This is a genomic window from Arthrobacter sp. efr-133-TYG-104, assembly GCF_030208915.1.
Taxonomy (GTDB): Bacteria; Actinomycetota; Actinomycetes; order Actinomycetales; family Micrococcaceae; genus Arthrobacter.
Window position 1 is genome coordinate 21967 of record NZ_JARVTA010000031.1, and the last position, 21056, is coordinate 43022.

General features: G+C 62.7%; 22 protein-coding genes. 14 read left to right on the plus strand and 8 right to left on the minus strand.

All coding sequences use genetic code 11. The annotated features are described in order from the left end of the window. Positions 1–6: 6 nt before the first annotated feature. Entirely contained in the window at positions 7–1158 is a 1152-nt protein-coding gene (locus QRN04_RS17250; protein WP_284977258.1) for a DNA polymerase III subunit delta', read from the minus strand. After that, positions 1155–1829, minus strand: coding sequence for a dTMP kinase (tmk, locus tag QRN04_RS17255; RefSeq protein ID WP_284977259.1), 675 nt, complete (start codon positions 1827–1829; stop codon positions 1155–1157). Before tmk ends, QRN04_RS17250 begins: the two co-directional genes overlap by 4 nt. A 73-nt stretch (positions 1830–1902) precedes the next feature. On the opposite strand from tmk, the gene QRN04_RS17260 reads away from it, so the two are divergent. Both QRN04_RS17260 and QRN04_RS17265 read left to right on the plus strand, forming a co-directional pair. Then, positions 1903–3087 (plus strand): trans-sulfuration enzyme family protein, encoded by a 1185-nt coding sequence (locus tag QRN04_RS17260; RefSeq protein ID WP_284977260.1) that lies wholly within the window; start codon positions 1903–1905, stop codon positions 3085–3087. Positions 3088–3096: 9 nt separating this feature from the next. Then, a complete protein-coding gene (locus QRN04_RS17265) occupies positions 3097–3438 on the plus strand; it encodes a DUF2516 family protein (RefSeq protein ID WP_284977261.1) in 342 nt (113 codons plus the stop codon). 28 nt (positions 3439–3466) lie between these two features. Here QRN04_RS17265 and QRN04_RS17270 read toward each other — a convergent pair whose 3' ends face one another. Together QRN04_RS17270 and QRN04_RS17275 are read right to left on the minus strand one after the other, a co-directional pair. Further along, on the minus strand, positions 3467–3847 hold the full coding sequence (locus QRN04_RS17270) for a rhodanese-like domain-containing protein (RefSeq protein ID WP_284977262.1): 381 nt from the start codon (positions 3845–3847) through the stop codon (positions 3467–3469). A 105-nt stretch (positions 3848–3952) separates the two neighbouring features. Then, positions 3953–4774: a class I SAM-dependent methyltransferase gene (locus tag QRN04_RS17275; RefSeq protein ID WP_284977263.1), complete on the minus strand. Its 822-nt coding sequence runs from the start codon at positions 4772–4774 to the stop codon at positions 3953–3955. Positions 4775–4861: 87 nt separating this feature from the next. Between QRN04_RS17275 and QRN04_RS17280 the strand changes: the two genes are divergently transcribed. Further along, on the plus strand, positions 4862–5608 hold the full coding sequence (locus QRN04_RS17280) for a phosphoglyceromutase (protein ID WP_284977264.1): 747 nt from the start codon (positions 4862–4864) through the stop codon (positions 5606–5608). A 104-nt stretch (positions 5609–5712) separates the two neighbouring features. Here QRN04_RS17280 and phoU read toward each other — a convergent pair whose 3' ends face one another. Continuing rightward, positions 5713–6366, minus strand: coding sequence for a phosphate signaling complex protein PhoU (phoU, locus tag QRN04_RS17285; RefSeq protein ID WP_284977265.1), 654 nt, complete (start codon positions 6364–6366; stop codon positions 5713–5715). A gap of 196 nt (positions 6367–6562) precedes the next feature. Between phoU and QRN04_RS17290 the strand changes: the two genes are divergently transcribed. Together QRN04_RS17290 and QRN04_RS17295 are read left to right on the plus strand one after the other, a co-directional pair. Beyond that, positions 6563–7834 (plus strand): sensor histidine kinase, encoded by a 1272-nt coding sequence (locus tag QRN04_RS17290; protein WP_284977280.1) that lies wholly within the window; start codon positions 6563–6565, stop codon positions 7832–7834. After that, positions 7831–8511 (plus strand): winged helix-turn-helix domain-containing protein, encoded by a 681-nt coding sequence (locus QRN04_RS17295; RefSeq protein WP_284977266.1) that lies wholly within the window; start codon positions 7831–7833, stop codon positions 8509–8511. Before QRN04_RS17290 ends, QRN04_RS17295 begins: the two co-directional genes overlap by 4 nt. 133 nt (positions 8512–8644) lie before the next feature. On the opposite strand, the gene QRN04_RS17300 is transcribed toward QRN04_RS17295, so the two are convergent. Then, positions 8645–9244: a hypothetical protein gene (locus QRN04_RS17300; RefSeq protein WP_284977281.1), complete on the minus strand. Its 600-nt coding sequence runs from the start codon at positions 9242–9244 to the stop codon at positions 8645–8647. A gap of 315 nt (positions 9245–9559) precedes the next feature. Here QRN04_RS17300 and QRN04_RS17305 point away from each other — a divergent pair, with 315 nt between their 5' ends. The 6 genes from QRN04_RS17305 to rlmB all read left to right on the plus strand — a co-directional run bounded on the left by QRN04_RS17305 (position 9560) and on the right by rlmB (position 14358). After that, positions 9560–10042, plus strand: a complete 483-nt coding sequence (locus QRN04_RS17305) for a CarD family transcriptional regulator (RefSeq protein WP_011690592.1) — start codon at positions 9560–9562, stop codon at positions 10040–10042. A 66-nt stretch (positions 10043–10108) separates the two neighbouring features. Further along, positions 10109–10891, plus strand: a complete 783-nt coding sequence (gene ispD / locus QRN04_RS17310) for a 2-C-methyl-D-erythritol 4-phosphate cytidylyltransferase (RefSeq protein WP_284977267.1) — start codon at positions 10109–10111, stop codon at positions 10889–10891. After that, the gene (ispF, locus tag QRN04_RS17315; protein ID WP_284977268.1) at positions 10891–11445 is read left to right on the plus strand and encodes a 2-C-methyl-D-erythritol 2,4-cyclodiphosphate synthase; all 555 of its coding nucleotides are present in this window, start codon (positions 10891–10893) and stop codon (positions 11443–11445) included. Before ispD ends, ispF begins: the two co-directional genes overlap by 1 nt. Beyond that, positions 11438–11794, plus strand: a complete 357-nt coding sequence (locus QRN04_RS17320) for a hypothetical protein (protein WP_284977269.1) — start codon at positions 11438–11440, stop codon at positions 11792–11794. Before ispF ends, QRN04_RS17320 begins: the two co-directional genes overlap by 8 nt. 35 nt (positions 11795–11829) lie before the next feature. Then, a complete protein-coding gene (gene cysS, locus QRN04_RS17325) occupies positions 11830–13290 on the plus strand; it encodes a cysteine--tRNA ligase (protein WP_284977270.1) in 1461 nt (486 codons plus the stop codon). 81 nt (positions 13291–13371) lie between these two features. Next, positions 13372–14358, plus strand: coding sequence for a 23S rRNA (guanosine(2251)-2'-O)-methyltransferase RlmB (rlmB, locus tag QRN04_RS17330; RefSeq protein ID WP_284977271.1), 987 nt, complete (start codon positions 13372–13374; stop codon positions 14356–14358). Between the two features lie 57 nt (positions 14359–14415). Here the strand turns inward: rlmB and QRN04_RS17335 are convergent, their stop codons facing one another. Further along, the gene (locus QRN04_RS17335) at positions 14416–15225 is read right to left on the minus strand and encodes a carbon-nitrogen hydrolase family protein (RefSeq protein WP_284977272.1); all 810 of its coding nucleotides are present in this window, start codon (positions 15223–15225) and stop codon (positions 14416–14418) included. A gap of 119 nt (positions 15226–15344) precedes the next feature. On the opposite strand from QRN04_RS17335, the gene glgX reads away from it, so the two are divergent. From glgX to QRN04_RS17350, 3 genes are read left to right on the plus strand one after another with little or no spacing between them, the layout of a single operon-like run. Beyond that, complete coding sequence (gene glgX, locus QRN04_RS17340) at positions 15345–17459, plus strand: glycogen debranching protein GlgX (RefSeq protein WP_284977273.1); 2115 nt, start codon at positions 15345–15347, stop codon at positions 17457–17459. A 44-nt stretch (positions 17460–17503) separates the two neighbouring features. Beyond that, a complete protein-coding gene (locus QRN04_RS17345; RefSeq protein WP_284977274.1) occupies positions 17504–17968 on the plus strand; it encodes a guanyl-specific ribonuclease in 465 nt (154 codons plus the stop codon). A 6-nt stretch (positions 17969–17974) separates the two neighbouring features. Continuing rightward, entirely contained in the window at positions 17975–18334 is a 360-nt protein-coding gene (locus QRN04_RS17350) for a barstar family protein (RefSeq protein WP_284977275.1), read from the plus strand. 35 nt (positions 18335–18369) lie between these two features. Here QRN04_RS17350 and glgP read toward each other — a convergent pair whose 3' ends face one another. Beyond that, the gene (gene glgP / locus QRN04_RS17355; protein WP_284977276.1) at positions 18370–20994 is read right to left on the minus strand and encodes an alpha-glucan family phosphorylase; all 2625 of its coding nucleotides are present in this window, start codon (positions 20992–20994) and stop codon (positions 18370–18372) included. Positions 20995–21056: the final 62 nt, after the last annotated feature.

Here is a 21056-nt window from a genome sequence, read left to right on the forward strand (position 1 = left end):
ATTCTCCTATTGCTGGATCAGGCTTGTGGCCATGGACTCGACTGCCAACAGCGGGGCCACATTGGTGGTGGTAATGCGGACCCGGGCTTTGTTGATCGCGTCCATCCTGGCGAGGGTGGTTTCTGGCGTTGAACGGCCAGCGTAATCGGCCAGCTCGGCGCCAAGGTCAGCGTTGACCAGGTCCACGGCGTTCCCCAACTGGATGATCAACACATCCCGATAAAACGACAGCAGATCAGTGAGGGTCCGATCCAGGGAGTCAGTGATGGACCGTTTGGCGCGCCGCTTCTGGTCGTCCTCGAGCTGCTTGACTTGGCTGCGCATGGAGGGCGGCAATGTGCCTGATTCGGGTGCCCCCAAGTTGGCCAAGAGGGCAATCTTCTCGGCAGCATCGCGTTCATCGTTGGAGCTGTTGGCTTCGTCCGTGGCGATCTTGACGAGTTTCTCGGCCATCATCACAGCTGCGGTAACCCCCCTGAGGCCCAGCGGTATTCGGACCGTTTCCGTGCGGCGCTCCCTGGCCTCGGCGTCCCGGGCGAGCCGCCGCGCGATGCCGATATGGCTTTGGGCTGCCCGCGCCGCTTTCTGCGCCAGTCCAGGATCGACGCCGTCGCGCCTCACCAGAAGATCGGCGACGTCGGAGGCTGGCGGGAGGCGCAGGCTCACCGGACGGCACCGGGAACGGATCGTGACCAGGACGTCCGCCGGCGAGGGCGCGCACAGCATCCAGATGGTGCGTGGTGTGGGTTCCTCGATCGCTTTGAGCAGGACGTTGGTGGTGCGCTCGGCCATGCGGTCCGCGTCTTCAACCACCACAATCCGCCACCTGCCGGTGGCAGGGCGGTCGCCGGCCTTGGAAACGAGCGACCGGGCTTCGTCGATGGTGATGGTGACTTTCTCGGTGCGCACGAACGTCACGTCAGGATGGGTCTCGCCCAGGATCGTGTGGCACGCCGTACATTCGCCGCAACCGCGCTGCGTGACATCATCCTTCTCGCAATTCAGCGCCGCGGCAAAGGCCTTGGCGGCATTAGAACGCCCGGAGCCCGGCGGTCCAGTGAAAAGCCACGCGTGCGTGAGGCCGGACTCGCTTTGGGCTGCCTTGCGGAGTTGTTCCACCACAGGTGCTTGACCCTGGAGATCGTCCCAGACACTCATGGGCACCCGCCCGGAACGTGTTCACGCGGCGCCAGCTCGGACAACAGCGAGTCCACCCGTGCAAGGATCTGCGCCGCGAGCGTCCCCATGTCATCATCTGCTGCAAGCACCAAGTAGCGGGAAGGGTTTGCCTCAGCCAGGTCCAAGAACGCATGCCGTATGGCCGAATGGAAAGCATCAGGTTCGGATTCCAACCGGTCTTCGGAGGCCTCGCCGGCGGTGCGGCGTTGGCGCCCGTGGGCAGGGTCGACGTCGAGAAGCACCGTCAGGTCCGGGTGAAGGCCCTCGGTGGCCCAATGGTTGAGCGTGGAGACGCCCTCGGCACCCAACCCGCGGCCAATGCCCTGATAGGCGACCGACGAATCTATGTAGCGGTCGGTGATCACCACAGTGCCGTTCTTAAGGGCCGGCCGGATTACTTGGTGCGTGTGGGCAGCCCGGGCGGCCGCGAACATGAGGGCCTCGGTGCGGGCATCTATGGTTCCATGCCCGTGATCCAGCACGAGGGACCGCAGTTTCTCCCCGATGGGCGTTCCGCCGGGCTCCCGCGTCCGCAGCACATTGAGTCCGCGCGATTCGAGGGTTTCAGAGAGCCGGGCGGCCTGGGTTGACTTGCCCGCACCGTCCCCGCCTTCGAAGGCGATGAAAAGACCTGCGCTCTGAATACTCACTCGTCTAGACTACCGAGTTGGACGGTCTGTCATGGCTTTCGTCCACAGGCGCGCCCGCGGTTACGCTGGCAACATGAGCCTCTCCGAGCAGCAAGCCCCCGAACTGTCCCCGGAAACCGTTGTGGTTGCGGCTGGGCGGCCGGAACGTTCCCACGATGAACCGGTGAACCCGCCGATCGTCCTGTCCTCCACATACTTCGGCACTGGGCAGCTGGGTGACGGTGATCGCGGTTACGGACGTTATGCCAACCCCACATGGGACCCCTTCGAAGAAGCCCTCGCAACCCTGGAGGGCGCGGCTCTTCCCGGCCTGCTTTACGCGTCCGGCTTGGCGGCTGTCAGTTCGGCACTCTCGCTGGTCCCTGCCGGAGGCGTGGTGGTCATGCCCTCCCACAGTTACGCAGGTTCTTTGGTCATGGCCACGGAGCTCGCCGAGAAAGGCTTCCTGGAGCTGCGCACCGTAGATATCGCGGACACGGACGCCGTGAAGGCGCTGCTTGCACCGGACAATGGCAAGAAAGCGGACTTGCTGTGGCTGGAGAGCCCCACAAACCCGATGCTCGGCATCGCCGACGTCCGCGCGCTGACAGATGCCGCGCACTCAGTTGGCGCCATCGTGGTCACGGACAACACCTTCTCCACCCCTTTGGTTCAACAACCCCTCAAACTAGGTTCCGACGTCGTACTTCACTCGGTGACCAAGTACCTGGCCGGGCATTCCGACGTCGTACTTGGCGCTTTGGTGACATCCAACCCGGAGCTGAGGGCCACACTGCTGCACCACCGCATCATCCACGGTGGTATCGCCGGGCCGTTCGAGGCGTGGCTGGCCCTCCGCGGCCTGCGTACGCTTGCGCTCCGGATTGAGCGCTCGCAGGCTTCCGCGGCAACGCTTGCTGAACGGCTCAGCACCCACCCCCGCGTCGAGGCCATTCGCTACCCGGGCCTGGCAACAGATCCGGGACATGAGCGGGCGAAGCAGCAGATGAAGGGATTCGGCTCCATCCTCTGCATCCAGATCGCTGGCGACCAACACCGCAGCGGCGCCGATGCTGCCGACGACGTGGTGCGCGCCCTGCAGCTGTGGTTGCCGGCAACTTCCTTGGGAGGCGTTGAGTCACTCATTGAACGACGACGCCGGCACGCGGCAGAGCCGCACAGCGTTCCTGAAAACCTGGTCAGGCTCAGCGTGGGGATCGAGAACGTGGAGGACCTCTGGTCTGACCTCGAGCAGGCGCTGAAGTCGCTGGACAGCTAGGCTTGGGGCGTGGACGGAAAACTCTTGATCGCCTATGTCACCAACGGGATCTACTTCATCCTTGGCCTGGTCGCCCTTGCCTTGGAACTGTGGGCGTTCGTGGATTGCTTGCGCCACCGCCCCACGCTTTACGTGGCGGCGTCCAAGCGCACCAAGACTTTCTGGTTGGCCCTTACCGGCTTTTCGATGGCGGTCGGGGCTTTGACGGTCCTGACCGGGGGCAACGGCCTGGGGCTGTTCGGTATTGCGGCCGTTACCGCGGCCAGCGTCTACCTCGCCGATGTCCGCCCGGCACTGCGGGAAGCGGGCAGCGGCGGCAACCGCAATGTCGGTCCGTACGGCCCGTGGTAAACAGCGCTCGGCCCTTGGTAAACAGCGTTTAGTCGGACTGCTTCCGCAGGGCTGCCCAGGCCTGGAATCCTCCGATAAGGTCGGTGGCACGTGTCAGCCCCAGCCGTTGCAAGGTGTGCGCGGCCAGGCTTGAGCTGTACCCCTCATTGCAGACGATCACGATGCGCCGAGCGGGGTCGTCCGCAATCGGCAGCCGGTGGGAGCTGGAGGGATCGAGTCGCCACTCGAGAACGTTCCGGTCAATGACCACCGCCCCCGGAAGCTCGCCGTCCCGATTCCGCTGGTCTACCGGGCGTGTATCAACGACAAGTGCGCCCGCTGCCATCTCCCGTTCAAGGTCGGACGGGTGAACGCGGTCGAGCCCTATGCGGCTCTCTGCCAGTAATTCGTCGATGGTCAGATGTGGCACTGCTTCACCGCTTCCTCGCTTGCCCGATATGGCGTCTTTCGTTCCACCATACGGCGTAGTGAGGGGCTCGTTCGGCCTATTGCGGAGGAGCTCCGTTCGCCACCTTTACCGGGGCGCTACCGCTTCCCACGCCACCGTCAGTTCACCGAGGCGCCACCGGGCGGGGCCATCCTGAAGGGGCCATCCGGCGTCGTGCAGCGAACGGCACATTCCAGTCCACCGCTGTCGGTTCCCGAATGATGCCAAGGGGGCCGCGTCCAGCCACGCTTTGTCCATGGCCTGCAGGAACGCATGGATCGGTTCCCCGGGTACGTTGCGATGGATGAGGGCCTTGGGCAGCCGTTCGGCAACCTCCGAGGGCAGTTCGAAGCTGCCGAACCGCACCGAGAAGCTAAGGCTCAATGGGCGCTCCGAATCCAGCGCAACCCACGTGACGCGTCGTCCGATCTCGTCGCAGGTGCCGTCGATGAACAGCCCTCCCGGTGCCAACCGGGACTGCACCAAACTCCAGATCCCTTGGACGTCCGCTTCCTCGTACTGCCGCAGCACGTTGAATGCGCGCACCAGCACCGGATTACCTGCCACCGGAAGCTCAAACCCGCCTAGATGGAAACTGAGTCCGGGCCGTTCAAGGGCTCGTGCACTGCGGACCCGGTCCGGCTCGATCTCGATCCCACACACCCGGACATCCGGCCGGACGGCATGCAAACGTTCAAAGAGTTCGACGGCGGTGGTCGGCGAGGCGCCGTAGCCAAGATCCACGACAAGAGGGTCGACGGCGGCGCGCAGCCGCCACGCCTGCGGACCGGCGAGCCAGCGGTCCAGCCTGCGCATGCGGTTGGGGTTGGTGGTTCCGCGGGTGATGTTTCCAACCGGTTTGCCGCCCCGACTTCGGGGAGAGCCCACCCGTTCCGCTTTTTGCACCACAACCACAACATTATCGCCGGGTGCAGGATTCCGTTGCCCGACGTAACGCCCGGCGGCGCATAGCGACGCTCGGATAGGATGAAAAGCATGACTTACAAGCTGATTCTGCTGCGCCACGGCCACAGCGACTGGAACGCCAAGAACCTGTTCACCGGTTGGGTGGACGTTGACCTGAATGACCAAGGCCGCGAAGAAGCAGTGCGCGGGGGAGAGCTCCTGGTTGAGAACAACATCCTCCCGGACGTCCTCTACACTTCGCTCCTGAAGCGTGCCATCAACACCGCCAACATGGCACTTGATAAGGCCAACCGCGGCTGGATCCCGGTCAAGCGGGATTGGCGCCTTAACGAACGCCACTACGGCGCCCTGCAGGGCAAGGACAAGGCCCAGACCCTCGCCGAGTTCGGTGAAGAGCAGTTCATGGAATGGCGCCGCAGCTACGACACCCCGCCGCCGCCCCTGTCTGATGACAGCGAATTCTCCCAGGCACATGACCCCCGCTACGCAGACCTCGGCGACGCCCTGCCGCGCACCGAGTGCCTCAAGGACGTCCTGATCCGGTTGCTCCCGTACTGGGAATCGGACATCAAGGAAGATCTCAAGGCCGGCAAGACCGTCTTGGTCACTGCCCACGGTAACTCGTTGCGCGCGCTGGTAAAGCACCTGGACGGGATCAGCGACGAAGCCATTGCCTCCCTGAACATTCCCACGGGCATCCCGCTGGTGTACGAACTGGACGGGGACTTCAAGCCGGTCAACCCAGGTGGAACCTACTTGGACCCCGAAGCAGCAGAGCAGGCCATCCTCGCCGTGGCCAACCAAGGCAAAAAATAAGGGCAAAAAGTAAGCCAAACGACGGCGGCCGGTCACCAAGGTGACCGGCCGCCGTCGTCGTCGTTAAGCCCGTATAAGGCTGCATAAGCCTGTAATACGGAAGGCTAGAAGCCCTCAGGCTGCCATTCTCCGGTGACCAGGTACGTGACCTTGCGGGCAACGGAAACGCCGTGGTCTGCGAAGCGCTCGAAGTAGCGGCTGGCCAGGGCCACATCCACCGTGGTGGAAGGGGATTCGCTCCAGTCCGGGGAGGCGATGGCCTTGAAGACGCTGAGGTGGAGGTCATCCACGGCGATGTTGATCTTCAGGACATCACGGGCAACTTCAAGGTCACGCGTTTCCAGAAGCTCAGTGACCTTGGCCGTGATGTCGATGTCGTGCTGCGCCATCGCCTTGAAAGTCTGGGTCAGCGAGGCGGGGATAACGGTTGCCGGATAACGGAGGCGGGCCAGCTGAGCCACGTGGCGTGCCAGGTCACCCATGCGCTCAAGTGATGCGCTCATACGCAACGAACCAACGATCATGCGGAGGTCGCTTGCCACCGGGCCCTGCAGGGCCAGGATGTCGATTGCCCGCTCATCCAGGCTGTTCTGGAGGAAGTCGATACGCGCGTCTGCGGCGATGACATCTTGGGCCAAGTCCACATCGGCGCCTTCGAAGGACGTCGTGGCTTTCGTGATGGCTTCATGAACCAACTTGGAGATCTCGATGAGGTCGTCACCTACCTGGGTGAGCTCCTCCTGAAAAACCTTGCGCACTAAGGCGTCCTTTCCTTGGAAATCCGGTCCCGTCCCGGGCCGCATTTCAAAACCATGGGTAGTCCAACGAGTAACTGTGTCAGGGCCCAGTGAACTGTTCGACACCTTTAGGTGAACGTTAGCTGAACCCACCGTTTTTGGCTCGGATCAATGACTTCGGCCTCTGTACACAGCATAAGCTGGACACGTGGATCCGTTGCTTATAGGTGTCGTCGCAGGCCTGGTGGGCTTGTCTTTGGGCGTCTTTGGCGTGCTCGCTTTCAGGATCAGTGAACGCCAGCGCAGCATCGTGGACCTTGACGTGACCGAGCCACTGCTGCCTGAAGGTGCAGCGGAAGTGCTCGCCGTCGTCGGGCGCGCTTTTGTGGTGGTGGATGCGGTCGACGGCGTCGTCCGGGCCAGTCCCGCGGCCTACGCCTACGGTTTGGTTCGCGGGCATACCGTGGTCCACAAGCAACTCTTGGACATGACAGCGAAGGTCCGCCGCGATGGCGTGATCCTGGAGGAACAGTACGAGCTCCCGCGCGGTCCGCTCGGCAAGGGGACCATCGTGGTCCAGGTCCGGGCGGCCATGCTCGGCTGGGAGTACATCGTTTTACTGGCGGACGACCGCACCGAGATCACCCGCACCGAGGAGATCCGTAACGACTTCGTTGCCAACGTGTCCCACGAGCTCAAAACCCCCGTCGGCGCCATCTCCCTCCTTGCCGAGGCCCTTGAAGCGTCTCCGGATGACGAGGAAGCCGTGAGGCGTTTTGCCAAACGCATGCACAAGGAATCCGGACGCCTGGCAGCGTTGGTCCAGGACATCATCGAGCTCTCCCGCCTGCAGGGAACCAACGTTGCGCAGCAGGGAAATGCCGTTGATATCAACATGGTGATCAACGAGGCTGTCGACAGGTCCCAACTGCCGGCCGAAAGCAAAGACATACAGATCGTGGTGGGCGGTCGCGTGGACTCCTTGGTCTTCGGGGACCGCGACCTCCTGGTTACTGCCCTCCGCAACTTGATCGACAACGCCATCCGATACTCTCCCGAGAACACGCGTGTCGGTGTGGGGGTCAGGACCCGGGAGGGCGTCGTCGCCATCTCGGTCACGGACCAAGGCGAGGGCCTGACGCCCGAGGACCAAGAACGTGTGTTCGAACGTTTCTACCGCGTGGATTCGGCACGTTCCAGGCATACAGGCGGCACGGGCCTGGGGCTGAGCATCGTCAAACACGTCGTATCCAACCATGGCGGCGAGGTGACCGTCTGGTCCCAGCCGGGCCAAGGCTCCACTTTCACTATTCGCCTCCCGGAGATGGAAGGCCAAGAGCCTGACGGTGCAGAGGCACAGGACAGGGAGCACGACGGCGGTCCGCGCACCCAGGAGCCGGGTCGGTCCACCCGCCCGGTGGAGCAAAACCTGCAGCAAAGCCAACAAGGGGGCGCCAGTAGCGCCCAAGAGCAAGGAGCCAGCGCTTGAGCCGGATTTTGATTGTGGAGGACGAAGAGTCCTTCAGCGACCCCCTGTCCTACCTTTTGGGCAAAGAAGGGTTCGACGTCGAAGTGGTGGACAACGGCACCGATGCCATCGTCGAGTTTGACCGCAACGGTGCAGATCTTGTCCTGCTTGACCTGCAGCTGCCCGGAACCCCTGGAACTGAAGTTTGCCGCCAGTTACGCCAGCGATCCAGTGTTCCCGTCATCATGCTCACGGCAAAGGATTCGGAGATCGACAAGGTCGTGGGGCTGGAGCTCGGCGCCGATGATTACGTCACCAAGCCCTATTCCTCCCGGGAACTGGTGGCCCGCGTCCGTGCGGTCCTCCGCCGCCAAGGCGAGCCGGAAGAACTGATCACCGCCACGGTCCAGGCGGGTCCTGTTCGGATGGACATCGAACGCCACGTGGTCAGCGTCAATGGCGAGCAGGTTTCCTTGCCGTTGAAGGAGTTCGAACTGCTCGAAATGCTTCTCCGCAACTCCGGACGCGTGCTGACCCGTGGTCAGTTGATCGATCGGGTATGGGGTTCGGACTATGTTGGCGACACCAAGACCCTGGACGTCCACGTGAAGAGGCTTCGTAGCAAAATTGAGCCGGACCCCTCCGTTCCCCGGTACTTGGTGACGGTGCGGGGCTTGGGCTACAAGTTCGAGCCCTAACCATAGACAGCAAAAAGGGTCCCGCCGATGTGAACTTCACAACGGCGGGACCCTTTTGTGCGCTGTATCCCTTGCTTCCTGACCTCTCAGGCGAGGACCCTCAGGCGAGGTCCTCTCAGACCAGGACCGAGAGCTACGGCTTCGCGGTTGCGGAAGGCGTCGTGCCTGCCGAGGGGGACGTGCTCGAGGAAGACGTGCTCGATGAAGACGTGCTTGAAGAGGACGTGCTTGAAGAGGACGATGTGCTGCTGGGGCTGGCAGAACTCGTGGGCAAGTACTGCTTGTACTCAGGAAGCGTGCCATTGACCACGGGGATGTTCATCTTGGCCGTGTCCGACCCGCTGCGGATCGTCACTTGGGCCAGGCCGCCGGGAGCTGAGCCCGCGTTGCTCAAGATGACGGCGGTCGAGTCTTCGTTCAGGTAGGTCTCGGACTTGGCTTTGACCGGGATTTCAGCTTGGCCGCCGTCGGCACCGCTGATGGTCAGGGTGGCATCGGAGGTGGACTGGTTGAAGACGGCGCCGATCACACGGCCCGGCTGGTGCTCGCCTGCGGCAACAATCAACATGTTGCGCAGTTGCAACTGGCCGAGATCAGCCCTGAGCCCGTCAGATGGTGAGTACTGGTGGGAAGTCTGCTGGGCGTTGGTAAATCCACAGCCGGTAACGGACAGAAGACCGACGCCGATTGCAGCCGCCGCAATTGCCAGCTTGCCGCGCTGGACAGGGTTCATCGCAGTATTGCGCACGACACCTACTCCTCAAGAGTCATTGGAACACTTTTCAGCCATAGCCTATCGGCAAACGCCTCAAAAGAAGGATTCGGGCGGCCTTTATGGCGCGCTCGTCCGGCCAGAAACGGTCGATAGCGGGAATGAATCGGTCGGGAGCGTATCCGACTGATGCATCTTTCTTCCGCTACGTCAAGACCTTGGAGGAACCCTTTGTGGGCCTGCTTCCCAGTAATGGCGCGGGTGAAGCGCTGTTCCGGGTGCCAGTCGTATGCCTTAAACGTGATAGACTAATCTGCGGGAAAGGGGAAAGTCCACATGGTTTTTGAGGTCGGCGAAACAGTAGTTTACCCTCACCACGGTGCAGCAAAAATTGAGGAAATCAAGATGCGCACCATCAAGGGCGAAGAGAAGATGTATCTCAAGCTCAAGGTGGCTCAGGGTGATCTGACCATTGAAGTTCCAGCAGAGAACGTTGACCTGGTTGGGGTTCGGGACGTAGTGGGCAAAGAAGGCTTGGAGCACGTTTTTGACGTTCTTCGTGCCGAGTTCACCGAAGAGCCCACTAACTGGTCACGTCGTTACAAGGCAAATCTGGAGAAGCTCGCTTCGGGCGATGTCATCAAGGTGGCGGAGGTCGTTCGCGATCTTTGGCGTCGTGATCACGATCGCGGCCTTTCCGCAGGCGAGAAGCGGATGCTGGCCAAGGCTCGGCAAATTCTGATTTCTGAGCTTGCCTTGGCTGAAAAGACGGACGAAGAGAAGGCTGCAAGCGTTCTTGACGAGGTCTTGGCTTCCTAAGAATTGAGTCCCGGTGGTGCGGAAGCGCCGCCGGGTTTCTTTTTGCCACAAAGTAGGCTTGTGGCCATGAGCATTCCTTCCAAGCGCGCCGTCTCGGCCGTGATCGTTGTTGCCGCCGGTTCTGGCGAGCGCCTCGGTTACGGCATACCCAAAGCACAGGTTCCTTTGGGTGGTGAGGCCATTCTGATGCACGCACTGCGGGGGGTGGTAGCTGCCGACGTCGCGCGGCAGGTATGCGTCGCAGTGCCCCAAGGCGACACAGCCTTGCGCGAGTTGATTGCCGAATTCACCATCGACCTTGTGGATGGTGGCCCCGAAATAACGGTGGTCGACGGCGGAGCCTCCCGGGCGGACTCCGTTCGCGCTGCTATTGCGGCCCTGGAGGACGGAACCGAACTGGTCCTCGTTCACGACGCTGCGCGTGCGCTGGCTCCCGAGCGCGTTTTCCAGCGGGTAGCCGATGCCTTGGCCTCCGGCGCGCTGTCCGTCATCCCTGTCATTCCGGTGGTCGACACCATCAAGACGGTGACGGGAACCAGCGGTCCGGATGCCTCCATAGCCCCCGAGGTGGTCACCGGCACAGCTCCGCGGGAGGAGCTTCGCGCAGTGCAGACGCCGCAAGGGTTCGAGTTGGCAACACTTCGCCGTGCACACGAGGCCGCCCGGACTTTTAGCGGGGCGCAAACGGCAGCGGTCACCGACGACGCCATGCTCGTGGAACTCCTTGGCGTCCCGGTGCACGCGGTACAGGGTGCCAGCCAGTCGCTGAAGATCACAACGCCATTGGACCTCATCATCGCCGAGGGCCTGCTCGAAGGACCGCTCGGCATCCGTTGGGTTGAGGGCTGATGAACTCCCCAGCGAACCTGCCGCTGCCCCGCACGGGCATTGGCATCGATGTCCATGCGTTTGCGCCCGCGGAAGACCCGCAGCCGCTGTGGTTGGGCGGACTCTTTTGGGAGGGCGAGCAAGGCCTATCCGGCCATTCCGACGGCGATTGCGTAGCCCATGCGGCAGCCGACGCACTCTTTTCCGCGGCGGGAATAGGCGATCTTGGCACCCACTTTGGCACCGACCGCCCTGAGTTTGCCGGCGCTTCCGGAGTGAGCCTTCTTGGGGAAGCCGCACGGATCGTCCGCGCCGCAGGCTTCGAGATCGGGAACGTCGCAGTGCAGTTCGTTGCCAATCGGCCGAAGTTCGGGCCCCGCCGCGAAGAGTCGCAGCGCGTCCTGACGGAAGCTGCGAACGCGCCCGTCAGCGTCACGGCAACCACCAGCGACGGTTTAGGATTTACGGGACGCGGCGAAGGGATTTCTGCCATGGCCACGGCCCTCGTTTACCCTGTGAATCCCGTTACCGTCGCTACCAACCAGACCTTAACGGAAGGTGACCCGCATGCCTGAGTCGCGTACCGGCGTCGTGCGCTTTACTTCGATTCTGTCAGCAGGAGCTGCTGTGGCGCTCCTCCTCGGTGGCTGCGCGGGAGCATCCACCATGGACGTCAAAGCGAGTTGCGAGTTCCTGAATAACGACACTTTCAAGCCGGACGGTAACCAGCAGCACCAGTCCACGCAGATCGCAGCCCACTACCATGACATTGCAGGCAAACTGGCGCCGGAAATAGGCGAGCCCATCAAGGTTATGGCCGGGATCATGGACCAGGCAGCGGCGTCCTCGCTGGGAGCGACCACCCAACAGCAGCAACAACAGCTGAAGGTGCAATTCGACAAGATAGGCCAATACTGCAAGTAGGCGGAGCGGGCCTCGTCATCGGCTAATCTGGAGCGGTGACCTTGCGCTTTTATGACACTGCCTCCGCCGAAGTCCGGGACTTCGTTCCCCTCGAAGACGGCAAAGCGAGCGTGTATTACTGCGGGGCCACCGTCCAGGGGATGCCACACGTGGGCCACGTCCGGTCCGCGATCGCGTTCGACCAGCTGACCCGTTGGCTTGAGTTCCGAGGCCTCCGGGTCACCGTTGTGCGCAATGTCACCGACATTGACGACAAGATCCTGGCCAAGTCAGCGCAGTCGTTCGAACCCGACTGGGAAAAGGAACCAACGGCGCGCCAGGCGGAGGAGTGGTGGGCCCTGGCCTACCGCTACGAGCAGGAATTCGAGAACGCCTACGATTCCCTGGGCGTGCAGCGCCCCACGTACGAGCCCCGCGCCACGGGCCACATCCCGGAAATGCATGCCCTCATCCAGCGCCTTATTGACCGCGGCCACGCCTACCCAGCATCCGATGGTTCCGGTGATGTCTATTTCGATGTCCGCTCGTGGAGCAAGTACGGGTCACTGACACGGCAGAATATCGACGACATGCAGGGAGCGCCCGACGTCGAGGCTCAATTCATCAGCAGGAAACGCGATCCCCGTGACTTCGCTTTGTGGAAGGGCTACAAAGAGGGGGAGCCGCGCTCGGCGAGCTGGGATTCACCATGGGGCGCCGGCCGTCCCGGATGGCACCTCGAGTGCTCGGCGATGGTGACCAAATATCTGGGCCAGCGCTTCGATATCCACGGTGGGGGACTGGACCTTCGCTTCCCGCACCACGAGAACGAGATGGCACAATCGCAGGCCGCCGGAGATGACTTCGCCAACTTCTGGATGCACAACGGCATGGTCACCTACGAGGGCGAAAAAATGTCCAAGTCGATTGGCAACACAGTGAGCCCGGCCGAAATGCTTGAGCTCGCCTCACCCCGCGTTGTCAGGTACTACCTCGGCCAGGCGCACTACCGGTCCGTTCTGGATTACAGACCCACATCCCTCCAGGAGGCTGCGGCCGCCGTCGAGCGTATCGACGGTTTCATCAGCAAGGCAACGGCCACGCTCCAGACAACCGTGGATGTTGCTCCGCAAGCGAACATACCGCTGGCGTTCACTGCCGCCATGGACGATGACTTGAACGTGCCCCAAGCGCTCGGAGTCCTCCACGAAACGGTGCGCGCGGGCAACACCGCATTGGCCGCCGGTGACGGGGAAGCAGCCAAAGCGGCCCTGTACAGCGTGCTGTCCATGACCGAAGTGCTCGGGCTCGACGCCGTGAAACAACCCGAAGCTGTCCAGGGCCGCGAACACAATGCCCTCAAGATTCTCGTGGAAGCACAACTCCAGGCCCGTGCAGCAGCACGGTCCGCCAAGGATTGGGCGGCATCGGATTCGATTCGCGATACCCTCGGAGCAGCCGGGGTGGTAGTCGAAGATGGTGCGGACGGCGCCACCTGGAGCCTGAAGCGCGGCTGAAAAACGGCTCCGACGGCCGAATTGCATTGGGTCAGTAGACTTGATTCCAGACTTACTCACGAAATCAAGGATGGAAAACTCATGGCCAATAACGGTCGCCGGTCGGTCAAGCAGAAGAAGGGCCCCTCCACCGGAACCGGTGGCCACGGCCGCAAGGCCCTGGAAGGCAAGGGTCCCACGCCCAAAGCGGAGGACCGCACCTACCACAAGGCGTACAAGAGCAAACAGCTCGCGGAGCGCTCGGCTGCCAAGCGCGGCCCTGCACGTCCCGGCACCGGTGCGCGCTCCGGCCCCAAGGGTCGTGCTACTGAAGAACTGGTCACCGGCCGCAACTCTGTGGTTGAAGCCCTGCGTGCAGGCATTCCTGCAAAGGCCCTGCACGTAGCGATCCGGATCGAAATGGATGATCGCGTCAAGGAGTCCCTCAAGCTTGCGGCCGAACGCGGTATCCCGCTCCTTGAAACCGGCAAGCCAGAGCTGGACCGTATGACCGAGGAAGCCGTCCACCAAGGCCTGGTCCTGCAGATCCCTCCGTATGAATACCAGGACGCGTACGACCTCGCCGAGGAAACGCTCGCCAAGTGGAAGAAGGGGCACATCTCCAACGCCCCCATCTTCGTTGCGTTGGACGGCATCACCGACCCCCGCAACCTTGGCGCGATCATCCGCTCCGTCTCAGCCTTCAGCGGTCACGGCGTTATCGTCCCCGAGCGTCGCTCCGTGGGCGTCACGGCGTCTGCTTGGAAGACCAGCGCTGGTGCCGCTGTCCGCGTACCGGTGGCCCGCGCGTCGAACCTCAACAACGCGCTCAAGCAGTTCAAGAACATGGGCATCTACGTGCTGGGACTGGACGGCGACGGCGACGTATCGCTGCCTGACCTCACCGTAGCGACCGAACCGGTATGCATCGTGGTGGGCTCCGAGGGCAAGGGCCTCAGCCGGCTTGTCCGCGAGAATTGCGATCAAATTGTCTCGATCCCCATCGACTCCGCCATGGAATCGCTCAATGCCTCCATGGCAGTCGGGATCTCGCTGTACGAGGTCTCAAGGCAGCGCTCCGCAAAGTAGTCCCTAAGTGAGGCGGCGTGGGCGCTCCCGACGGGCGGGAGCGCTTTCGCCTGGGAGTTAGAACTCGCGGCGGTTGGCCAGGACCGGGAGTTTTCGCCTGGCATCTTCCACCTCGGCGGGATCGAGATCCGCGAAGATGAGGCCGGGCTCCGCTTCCAGGGCTTCGAGCACCTGGCCGAACGGGGACACGACGGCGGAGTACCCAACGCCCGTAGGTGCCGAGCCCCTGGCTTCGACACCCTGGGTTGCGGGGTCGCCTTGTCCGCAAGCGAGAACAAACGTGGTGGTGTCCACGGCCCGGGCGCGCGCCAGAAGCTGCCATTGCTCGGCCTTGCCGGGGCCGGATCCCCAGGACGCGGAAACGATGTTCACCACTGCGCCTTGGTGGGCGTTAGCGGTGAACAAAGCCGGGAAACGTATGTCGTAACAGGTCGCCAACCCGAAGGTGAGGCCTCCGGCGTCGAACGTTACGGGATCGGTGCCTGCTTCAACGGTGTCCGATTCGGCAAAGCCGAAGGCATCAAAAAGGTGCACCTTGTGGTACGCCGCTTCAACGCCGGGTCCCGTGGCAAGCAGCGTGTTGCGGACCCGGGGATGGCCGGATTTCGCGGGTGTGCCGGGGGTGAACATTCCTGCCACAATCACCAACTGCAGCTCGCGGGCGAGCGAGCGCACACGGCTGGCCCAGGGGCCATCCAGGGGCTCTGCAATGTCCAGCAAGGAGTTCCCGAAGGCCCGCATCATCGCCTCGGGGAAGACCACCAGTTCGGCTCCGCCGTCCTTGGCACGCCGGGCATATTCCTCGAGCAGTTGCAGATTTTGGGCCACATCCCGGCCGCTGATGACTTGGGCGAGCGCCACACGCACGATTCGAACCTCCCGTTTTCTCCTCCCAGTATGGCAACAATAAGGTTTCAAGACGTCGAAACGCGTCACACAGGAGGGTAAGGCGGCACATACTGGCCGTGGAACTAAACTTGCGAGTAATGGTTATGCCTATTTTGGACACAGCAACTGCCGTCGATGCGTCGCGGCCACGGCCACTCGGGGTCAGCACGCCCCAGGCCGGCCTCTTTGATGCGGGGAGTGCCGCGAACCATCAAGTGAACGTCGCCGTCTTCGCCCCGGACCTGGAGCGCGTGGAAGTCGTGTACCAAGCTCCCGGGGAAGTGTGGCGTACATGTACCCTTCCGAATCTCGAGGACGGCGTGCATTTTGGCCTCGTCACGGGGATGCCTCCGGGAACGCGGTACGGGTTCCGATCGGCGCCGGCGGATGATCGCCTGCCGTTGCCTGTCCAGTCTGAGGAATTTGAGGACGACGCCGGACATCCGCTGCTGCTCGACCCCTATGGACGAGGTGTGGATCAGCGCGGCGAACTCCTGACAAGCGTCCACATGGCGGGCGATTTCGATTGGGGGGACGATACCGCCCCCCGTATTCCCCTGCGGACGTCAGTGATCTACGAGGCCCACGTCCGGGGTCAAACAATGCTGCACCCGGACATCCCTGAGCACCTTAGGGGAACATATGCCGGAATGGCGCACCCGGTGATGATCGAGCACCTTACTGAGTTGGGTATCACCGCGGTCCAGCTCCTGCCGATCCATTTCCATCTGGATGAGTCACACCTCCAGGACCTTGGCCTGACCAACTACTGGGGCTATAATACTGCGGCGTTTTTTGCTCCCCACGCCGCGTACGCCACGGAAGCTGCCCGTAATGCCGGACCCCACGCCGTGCAGGACGAACTCAAGGGCATGATCAAGCTGTTGCATGCCGCCGGCATTGAGGTGATTCTCGACGTCGTCTACAACCACACTGCCGAGGCAGGGCCGGACGGGCCACCCATCAGCTTCCGGGGCTTGGCGGAGAAGCGCTACTACCGCCATGACGCCCATGGTCGTTACTTGGATACGACCGGCTGTGGCAACACCTTGGACTTCAGCGATCCGGTGGTGGTGGACTTGGCCTTGGATTCGTTGCGGCACTGGGTCAATGACTACCACGTGGATGGTTTCCGTTTCGATCTCGCCGTGACGCTCTGCCGGGACGCCGGAAACCAGTTCGATCCCAACCATCCCTTCCTCCAAGCCATCGCCGAGGACCCGGTGCTGTCCGAGGTCAAGTTGATCTCGGAGCCGTGGGACGTTGGTTACGGCGGGTGGCAGACGGGCCGTTTTCCGCAGGGCTGGTCGGATTGGAATGACCATTTCCGCGACGGCGTCCGGCGCTTTTGGCTCTCTGATCGCGCGGCCATGGAAGCGGGCGGTCAAGGTGGGTCGGTAGCTTCGTTGGCTGAACTCATGGCCGGCTCAGCTAATCTCTTCGCCCCGTCTGGCCGCACGCGCTTGGCCTCGCTCAACTTCATCACAGCCCACGACGGTTTCACGCTCAAGGACCTGGTGAGCTACGACCGTAAGCACAATGAAGCCAACGGCGAGCAGAACCGTGATGGCCATGGCGACAACCGCAGCTATAACCACGGCTTTGAAGGCAGGAGCGAGAACGAGGCCATCGTGGCCGCCCGCGCCCTGTCAATCCGCAACTTGATGGCTACGTTGCTGCTTTCCTTCGGCGTCCCAATGATCACGGCCGGCGATGAAATCGGCCGGACGCAGCACGGCAACAACAATGCCTACTGCCAGGACAATCCCACATCATGGCTGGACTGGAGTCGAACCCAGGAAGCCAACGCCATGTTCAGGACCACCCGCGAATTGATCCGGCTCCGCAGGTGGTTCCTGCGGCACCAGCCCGAGAGCTTCCCGGCGGCCGCGAACGATTCAAGCCTTCAGTGGTTTGACGACAAAGGTAAGCCGATGACGCCCGCACGGTGGGACGACCCAAGTGTGCGTTCTGTCCAGTTGCTGATGGGTCACGAGGACAGTGAGATCCGCGGCCTGGTGGTGGTGAACGGCAGCAACCAGGACGTCAAGATGGTGCTGCCCGAAATCCTCAGCGAGTCCGGGGTGGGCAGGCGGATGTTCGAACTCCGTTTTACAACGTCGGTGCTTCATGATCGCCGAAAGGGTGCGCTGGTGGCGTCGGGGGAGCGGGATATCCTGCAAGCCAACACGATCAATATCTACCGCACATAGCCTCCAGCCCACTCAGGTACCAAAGCAAAGAGGGAGTCCCCCGAATGAACCGCAGCCGCAGCAAATGGGTGGCCTTCGCGGGTCTGGTGATCGCCGTCGTCGTGCTGGTGGTCGCCATGGTGGGCGGCGGTTCGCTGAAGGCGCCTACCAGCACGCCCGCCACTGCTCCGGCTCCAGCACCGGCCGGAGCATCGGTTGCGGTAGCTTCCGTTGCCAACCCGTCCAGCCTGCCGACGATCAACGCGTCACAATTGCCCAAGGAAGCCCGTCAGACGTTGGCGCTGATCGTCAAGGGAGGGCCTTTCCCGTATAGCCGGGATGGGATTAATTTCGGCAACTTCGAGGGTGTGCTGCCCAAGAAACCCAGCGGATTCTACGCGGAGTACACGGTAGTCACGCCGGGAGAGACCGACCGGGGCGCGCGCAGGATCATTGCGGGCAAGGACTCAGCCAAGTACTACACGGCAGACCATTATCAATCGTTCAAGTTCATTGTCGAAGACAAGTAGGAGCCCATGAAGATTTATTCGGCAGACACCTGGACCCTTGAGGAACTGCAGGAACAGGTCGCGGACGCGGGCCGCAGGACCGTCCTCGTGCCACCTGCGGCCACCAAACAGGGAGTCCTTGAGGTTTTCGGGCAAGTCCTTGATTTCCCCGAATACTACGGCGTGAACCTCGATGCCCTCAACGACTCCCTGCATGACTTCGCGGATGCCCTCTCAGAGGACGACGGCGGCCCGGTCACCATGCTCTGGCAGGTGCCTGCCGCCTACCGCACGGACCGTTCCTTCGGCGTCGTCTGCGAGATCCTGCAAGACGCGGAGCGTTACGCCGGCCGGGACCTCGCAGTGATCGTAGTCTTCCAGAACTAAGCCGCACTACGGGCACCGCATTGAGGAGACACGCCCTAGGCGTTCGCGATCAACCCCAGCTCAGCCTTGGAAGCCAGCGAGGAGTGCTTCGGGAACACGCGCACGGTGTAACCAAAGGAACCTGAGCGGTTGATGACCAAGGAGCCACTGAAGAGGTAGCGTCCGCCCCCGAGGTCCTCTTGGGAATCCAGTTCGGCGAGCAGGACATCGTCGAGTTCGTCCGATTCCTCGGCGCGACCGAACGCCACTTCGACGCACACATCGTCAGGGGTCAAGTTGTCCAGGGCCACGTAGGCGTTCACCTGGAGGGCGTCACCCACTTGGGGCTCCTCGGACACTCCCACCGAGTCCACATGCTCCACCACAACCTCGGGCCAAGCGCTGCGGACCTTGGAGGTCCAGGCCGCGAGCTCCTTGGCCTCCTTGAACGATTCCGCCGTGGCACGCCGTCCGGACAACGCTGCAGGGCAGTACAGGTTGTTCACGTAATCGTGGAGCATGCGTTCGGCCGAGACAGCCGGGCCCAGATTGGCCAGCGTGTGCTTGATCATGGCCACCCAATGGGTTGGCACCGTTTCCTGGCTGTACTCGGACGGCCCTGCGGCCCCGGCTCCCTGCGCAACGGTGGTGCCGTAGAAGCGCGGAGCTACCTGGTTCTCCAGCAATTCGTAGAGCGCGGCAGCTTCGATGTCATCGCGCTCGTCCGAAGAAGCGCCGTTGTTCGCCGTCGGAATCGCCCAGCCGTTTTCGCCGTCGTACATCTCGTCCCACCAGCCGTCCAAGACCGAAAGGTTGAGCGAGCCGTTGATCGCGGCCTTCATTCCGGAGGTGCCGCAGGCTTCCAAGGGGCGGAGCGGGTTGTTGAGCCACACATCGCAACCGGGGAACAACGTCCGTGCCATGGCGATGTCGTAGTTCGGGAGGAACACGATGCGGTGCCTGACTTCGGGGTCGTCCGTGAAGCGGACCAAGTCCTGGATCATCTTTTTGCCGGCGTCATCGGCGGGGTGCGACTTGCCCGCGATGACCAACTGGATGGGGCGTTGGGGGTCCAGCAAGAGTGCCTTGAGGCGCGCGGGGTTCCGCAGCATGAGCGTGAGGCGTTTGTAGGTTGGCACACGCCGGGCGAAGCCAATCGTCAAAACATCTGGATCCAACACGGAGTCAGTCCAGCCAAGTTCGGCATCGGCTGCGCCGCGCTTCTTCCACGAGGCCCGGAGTCGACGTCGAACGTCCTCAACTAGCTGGGCGCGCAGCTTGCGGCGAAGCGCCCACACGTCCTCGTCGCTGACGTCGTAGGCGAGGTCCCACCGGCCCTGCGCCTCGGCTTCAGCGCCGAAGTGGTGGCGGGCCAGGGAGGCAACCAACGGGTCCACCCACGTGGGTGCGTGAACGCCATTGGTAACGGAGGTAATCGGGATTTCGGAGTGGTCGAATCCTGGCCACAGGCCGGAGAACATCTCCCGCGACACGACGCCGTGCAACTTGGCCACGCCGTTGGCCCGCTGGGCAAGGCGCAAGCCCATGACAGCCATGTTGAAGACTGACGGGTTACCGCCGTCGTAGTTCTCGCTGCCGAGTTCCAAGATCTCGTCCGTGGGCACGGCCGGGGCGAGCCCCGCTTCGAAGAAGTGCCGTATCTGGACGGTCTCGAACCGGTCGATGCCGGCCGGGACCGGGGTGTGGGTGGTGAAAACCGTGGACGCCCGTCCCGCTGCCAGGGCCTCTTCCCACGTCAAAGCGTTGTTGGGATCGGACATGGCTTCCTGGATCCGCTCAATCCCCAGGAAACCGGCGTGGCCCTCATTGGTGTGGAATACCTCCGGGGCGGGGTTGCCGGTGAGCTCCTGGTAGACGCGCAGGGCCTTGACGCCGCCCATGCCGAGCAGAAGTTCCTGTTGCAGGCGGTGGTCGCCTCCTCCGCCATACAGGCGGTCAGTGATGCCGCGGGCGGCTTCGTCATTGGATGGAACGTTGGAGTCCAGCAGCAGCAGTGGAACGCGGCCGACGTCGGCACGCCACACATGCGCGTGCAGCTCGCGTCCGTTGGGAAGCGGCAAGGAGATATGCACCGGCTTGCCGGGGACCCCGTCCTTGCCCGGGTGCCGAAGCAACGTCAGGGGCAGGCCGTCGGGATCGAGCACAGGATAGGTTTCCTGCTGCCAGGCGTCACGTGACAAGGATTGCTTGAAGTAGCCTGCCTGGTACAAGAGCCCGACGCCGATCAGCGGCACGCCCAGATCCGATGCCGCTTTGAGGTGGTCACCGGCAAGGATCCCGAGGCCACCGGAATACTGCGGCAGGACTTCCGTAATGCCGAACTCGGGCGAGAAGTAGGCGATGCACGCGGGCGCGTCGTCCCCGAGGCTCTGGTACCAGCGCGGTTCACTGAGGTAACGGTCCAGGTCTGCCGCCGCTTCTTGCACCCGGTTCACCAGTTCACCGTTGTTGGCGAGCTCCTGAAGGCGTTCGCGGCTGATGGAACCCAAAAGGGCGATCGGATCATGCTGCGATGCCTCCCAGAGTGCGGGGTCCAAGCCCGCAAAAAGTTCCCGGGTGGGCCGGTGCCAGGACCAGCGCAAATTGGTCGCCAAACGCGCCAACGGCCGGATGGGCTCGGGGAGGACGGTACGGACTGTAAACCTTCGAATAGCCTTCACGAGCGCCACACTAACCGACGGACCTGCCAGCCGGTACTGCTTTGGGTTTCTTTTAGGTAAAA

Bases quoted from the DNA above. Each gene is read 5' to 3' on its own strand.
- QRN04_RS17250 (WP_284977258.1), bottom strand. From the start codon at position 1,158: ATGAGTGTCTGGGACGATCTCCAGGGTCAAGCACCTGTGGTGGAACAA.
- QRN04_RS17260 (WP_284977260.1), top strand. From the start codon at position 1,903: ATGAGCCTCTCCGAGCAGCAAGCCCCCGAACTGTCCCCGGAAACCGTT.
- ispD (WP_284977267.1), top strand. From the start codon at position 10,109: ATGAGCATTCCTTCCAAGCGCGCCGTCTCGGCCGTGATCGTTGTTGCC.
- glgX (WP_284977273.1), top strand. From the start codon at position 15,345: ATGGTTATGCCTATTTTGGACACAGCAACTGCCGTCGATGCGTCGCGG.
- rlmB (WP_284977271.1), top strand. From the start codon at position 13,372: ATGGCCAATAACGGTCGCCGGTCGGTCAAGCAGAAGAAGGGCCCCTCC.
- QRN04_RS17345 (WP_284977274.1), top strand. From the start codon at position 17,504: ATGAACCGCAGCCGCAGCAAATGGGTGGCCTTCGCGGGTCTGGTGATC.
- QRN04_RS17350 (WP_284977275.1), top strand. From the start codon at position 17,975: ATGAAGATTTATTCGGCAGACACCTGGACCCTTGAGGAACTGCAGGAA.
- QRN04_RS17300 (WP_284977281.1), bottom strand. From the start codon at position 9,244: ATGAACCCTGTCCAGCGCGGCAAGCTGGCAATTGCGGCGGCTGCAATC.
- QRN04_RS17280 (WP_284977264.1), top strand. From the start codon at position 4,862: ATGACTTACAAGCTGATTCTGCTGCGCCACGGCCACAGCGACTGGAAC.
- ispF (WP_284977268.1), top strand. From the start codon at position 10,891: ATGAACTCCCCAGCGAACCTGCCGCTGCCCCGCACGGGCATTGGCATC.
- QRN04_RS17320 (WP_284977269.1), top strand. From the start codon at position 11,438: ATGCCTGAGTCGCGTACCGGCGTCGTGCGCTTTACTTCGATTCTGTCA.
- QRN04_RS17305 (WP_011690592.1), top strand. From the start codon at position 9,560: ATGGTTTTTGAGGTCGGCGAAACAGTAGTTTACCCTCACCACGGTGCA.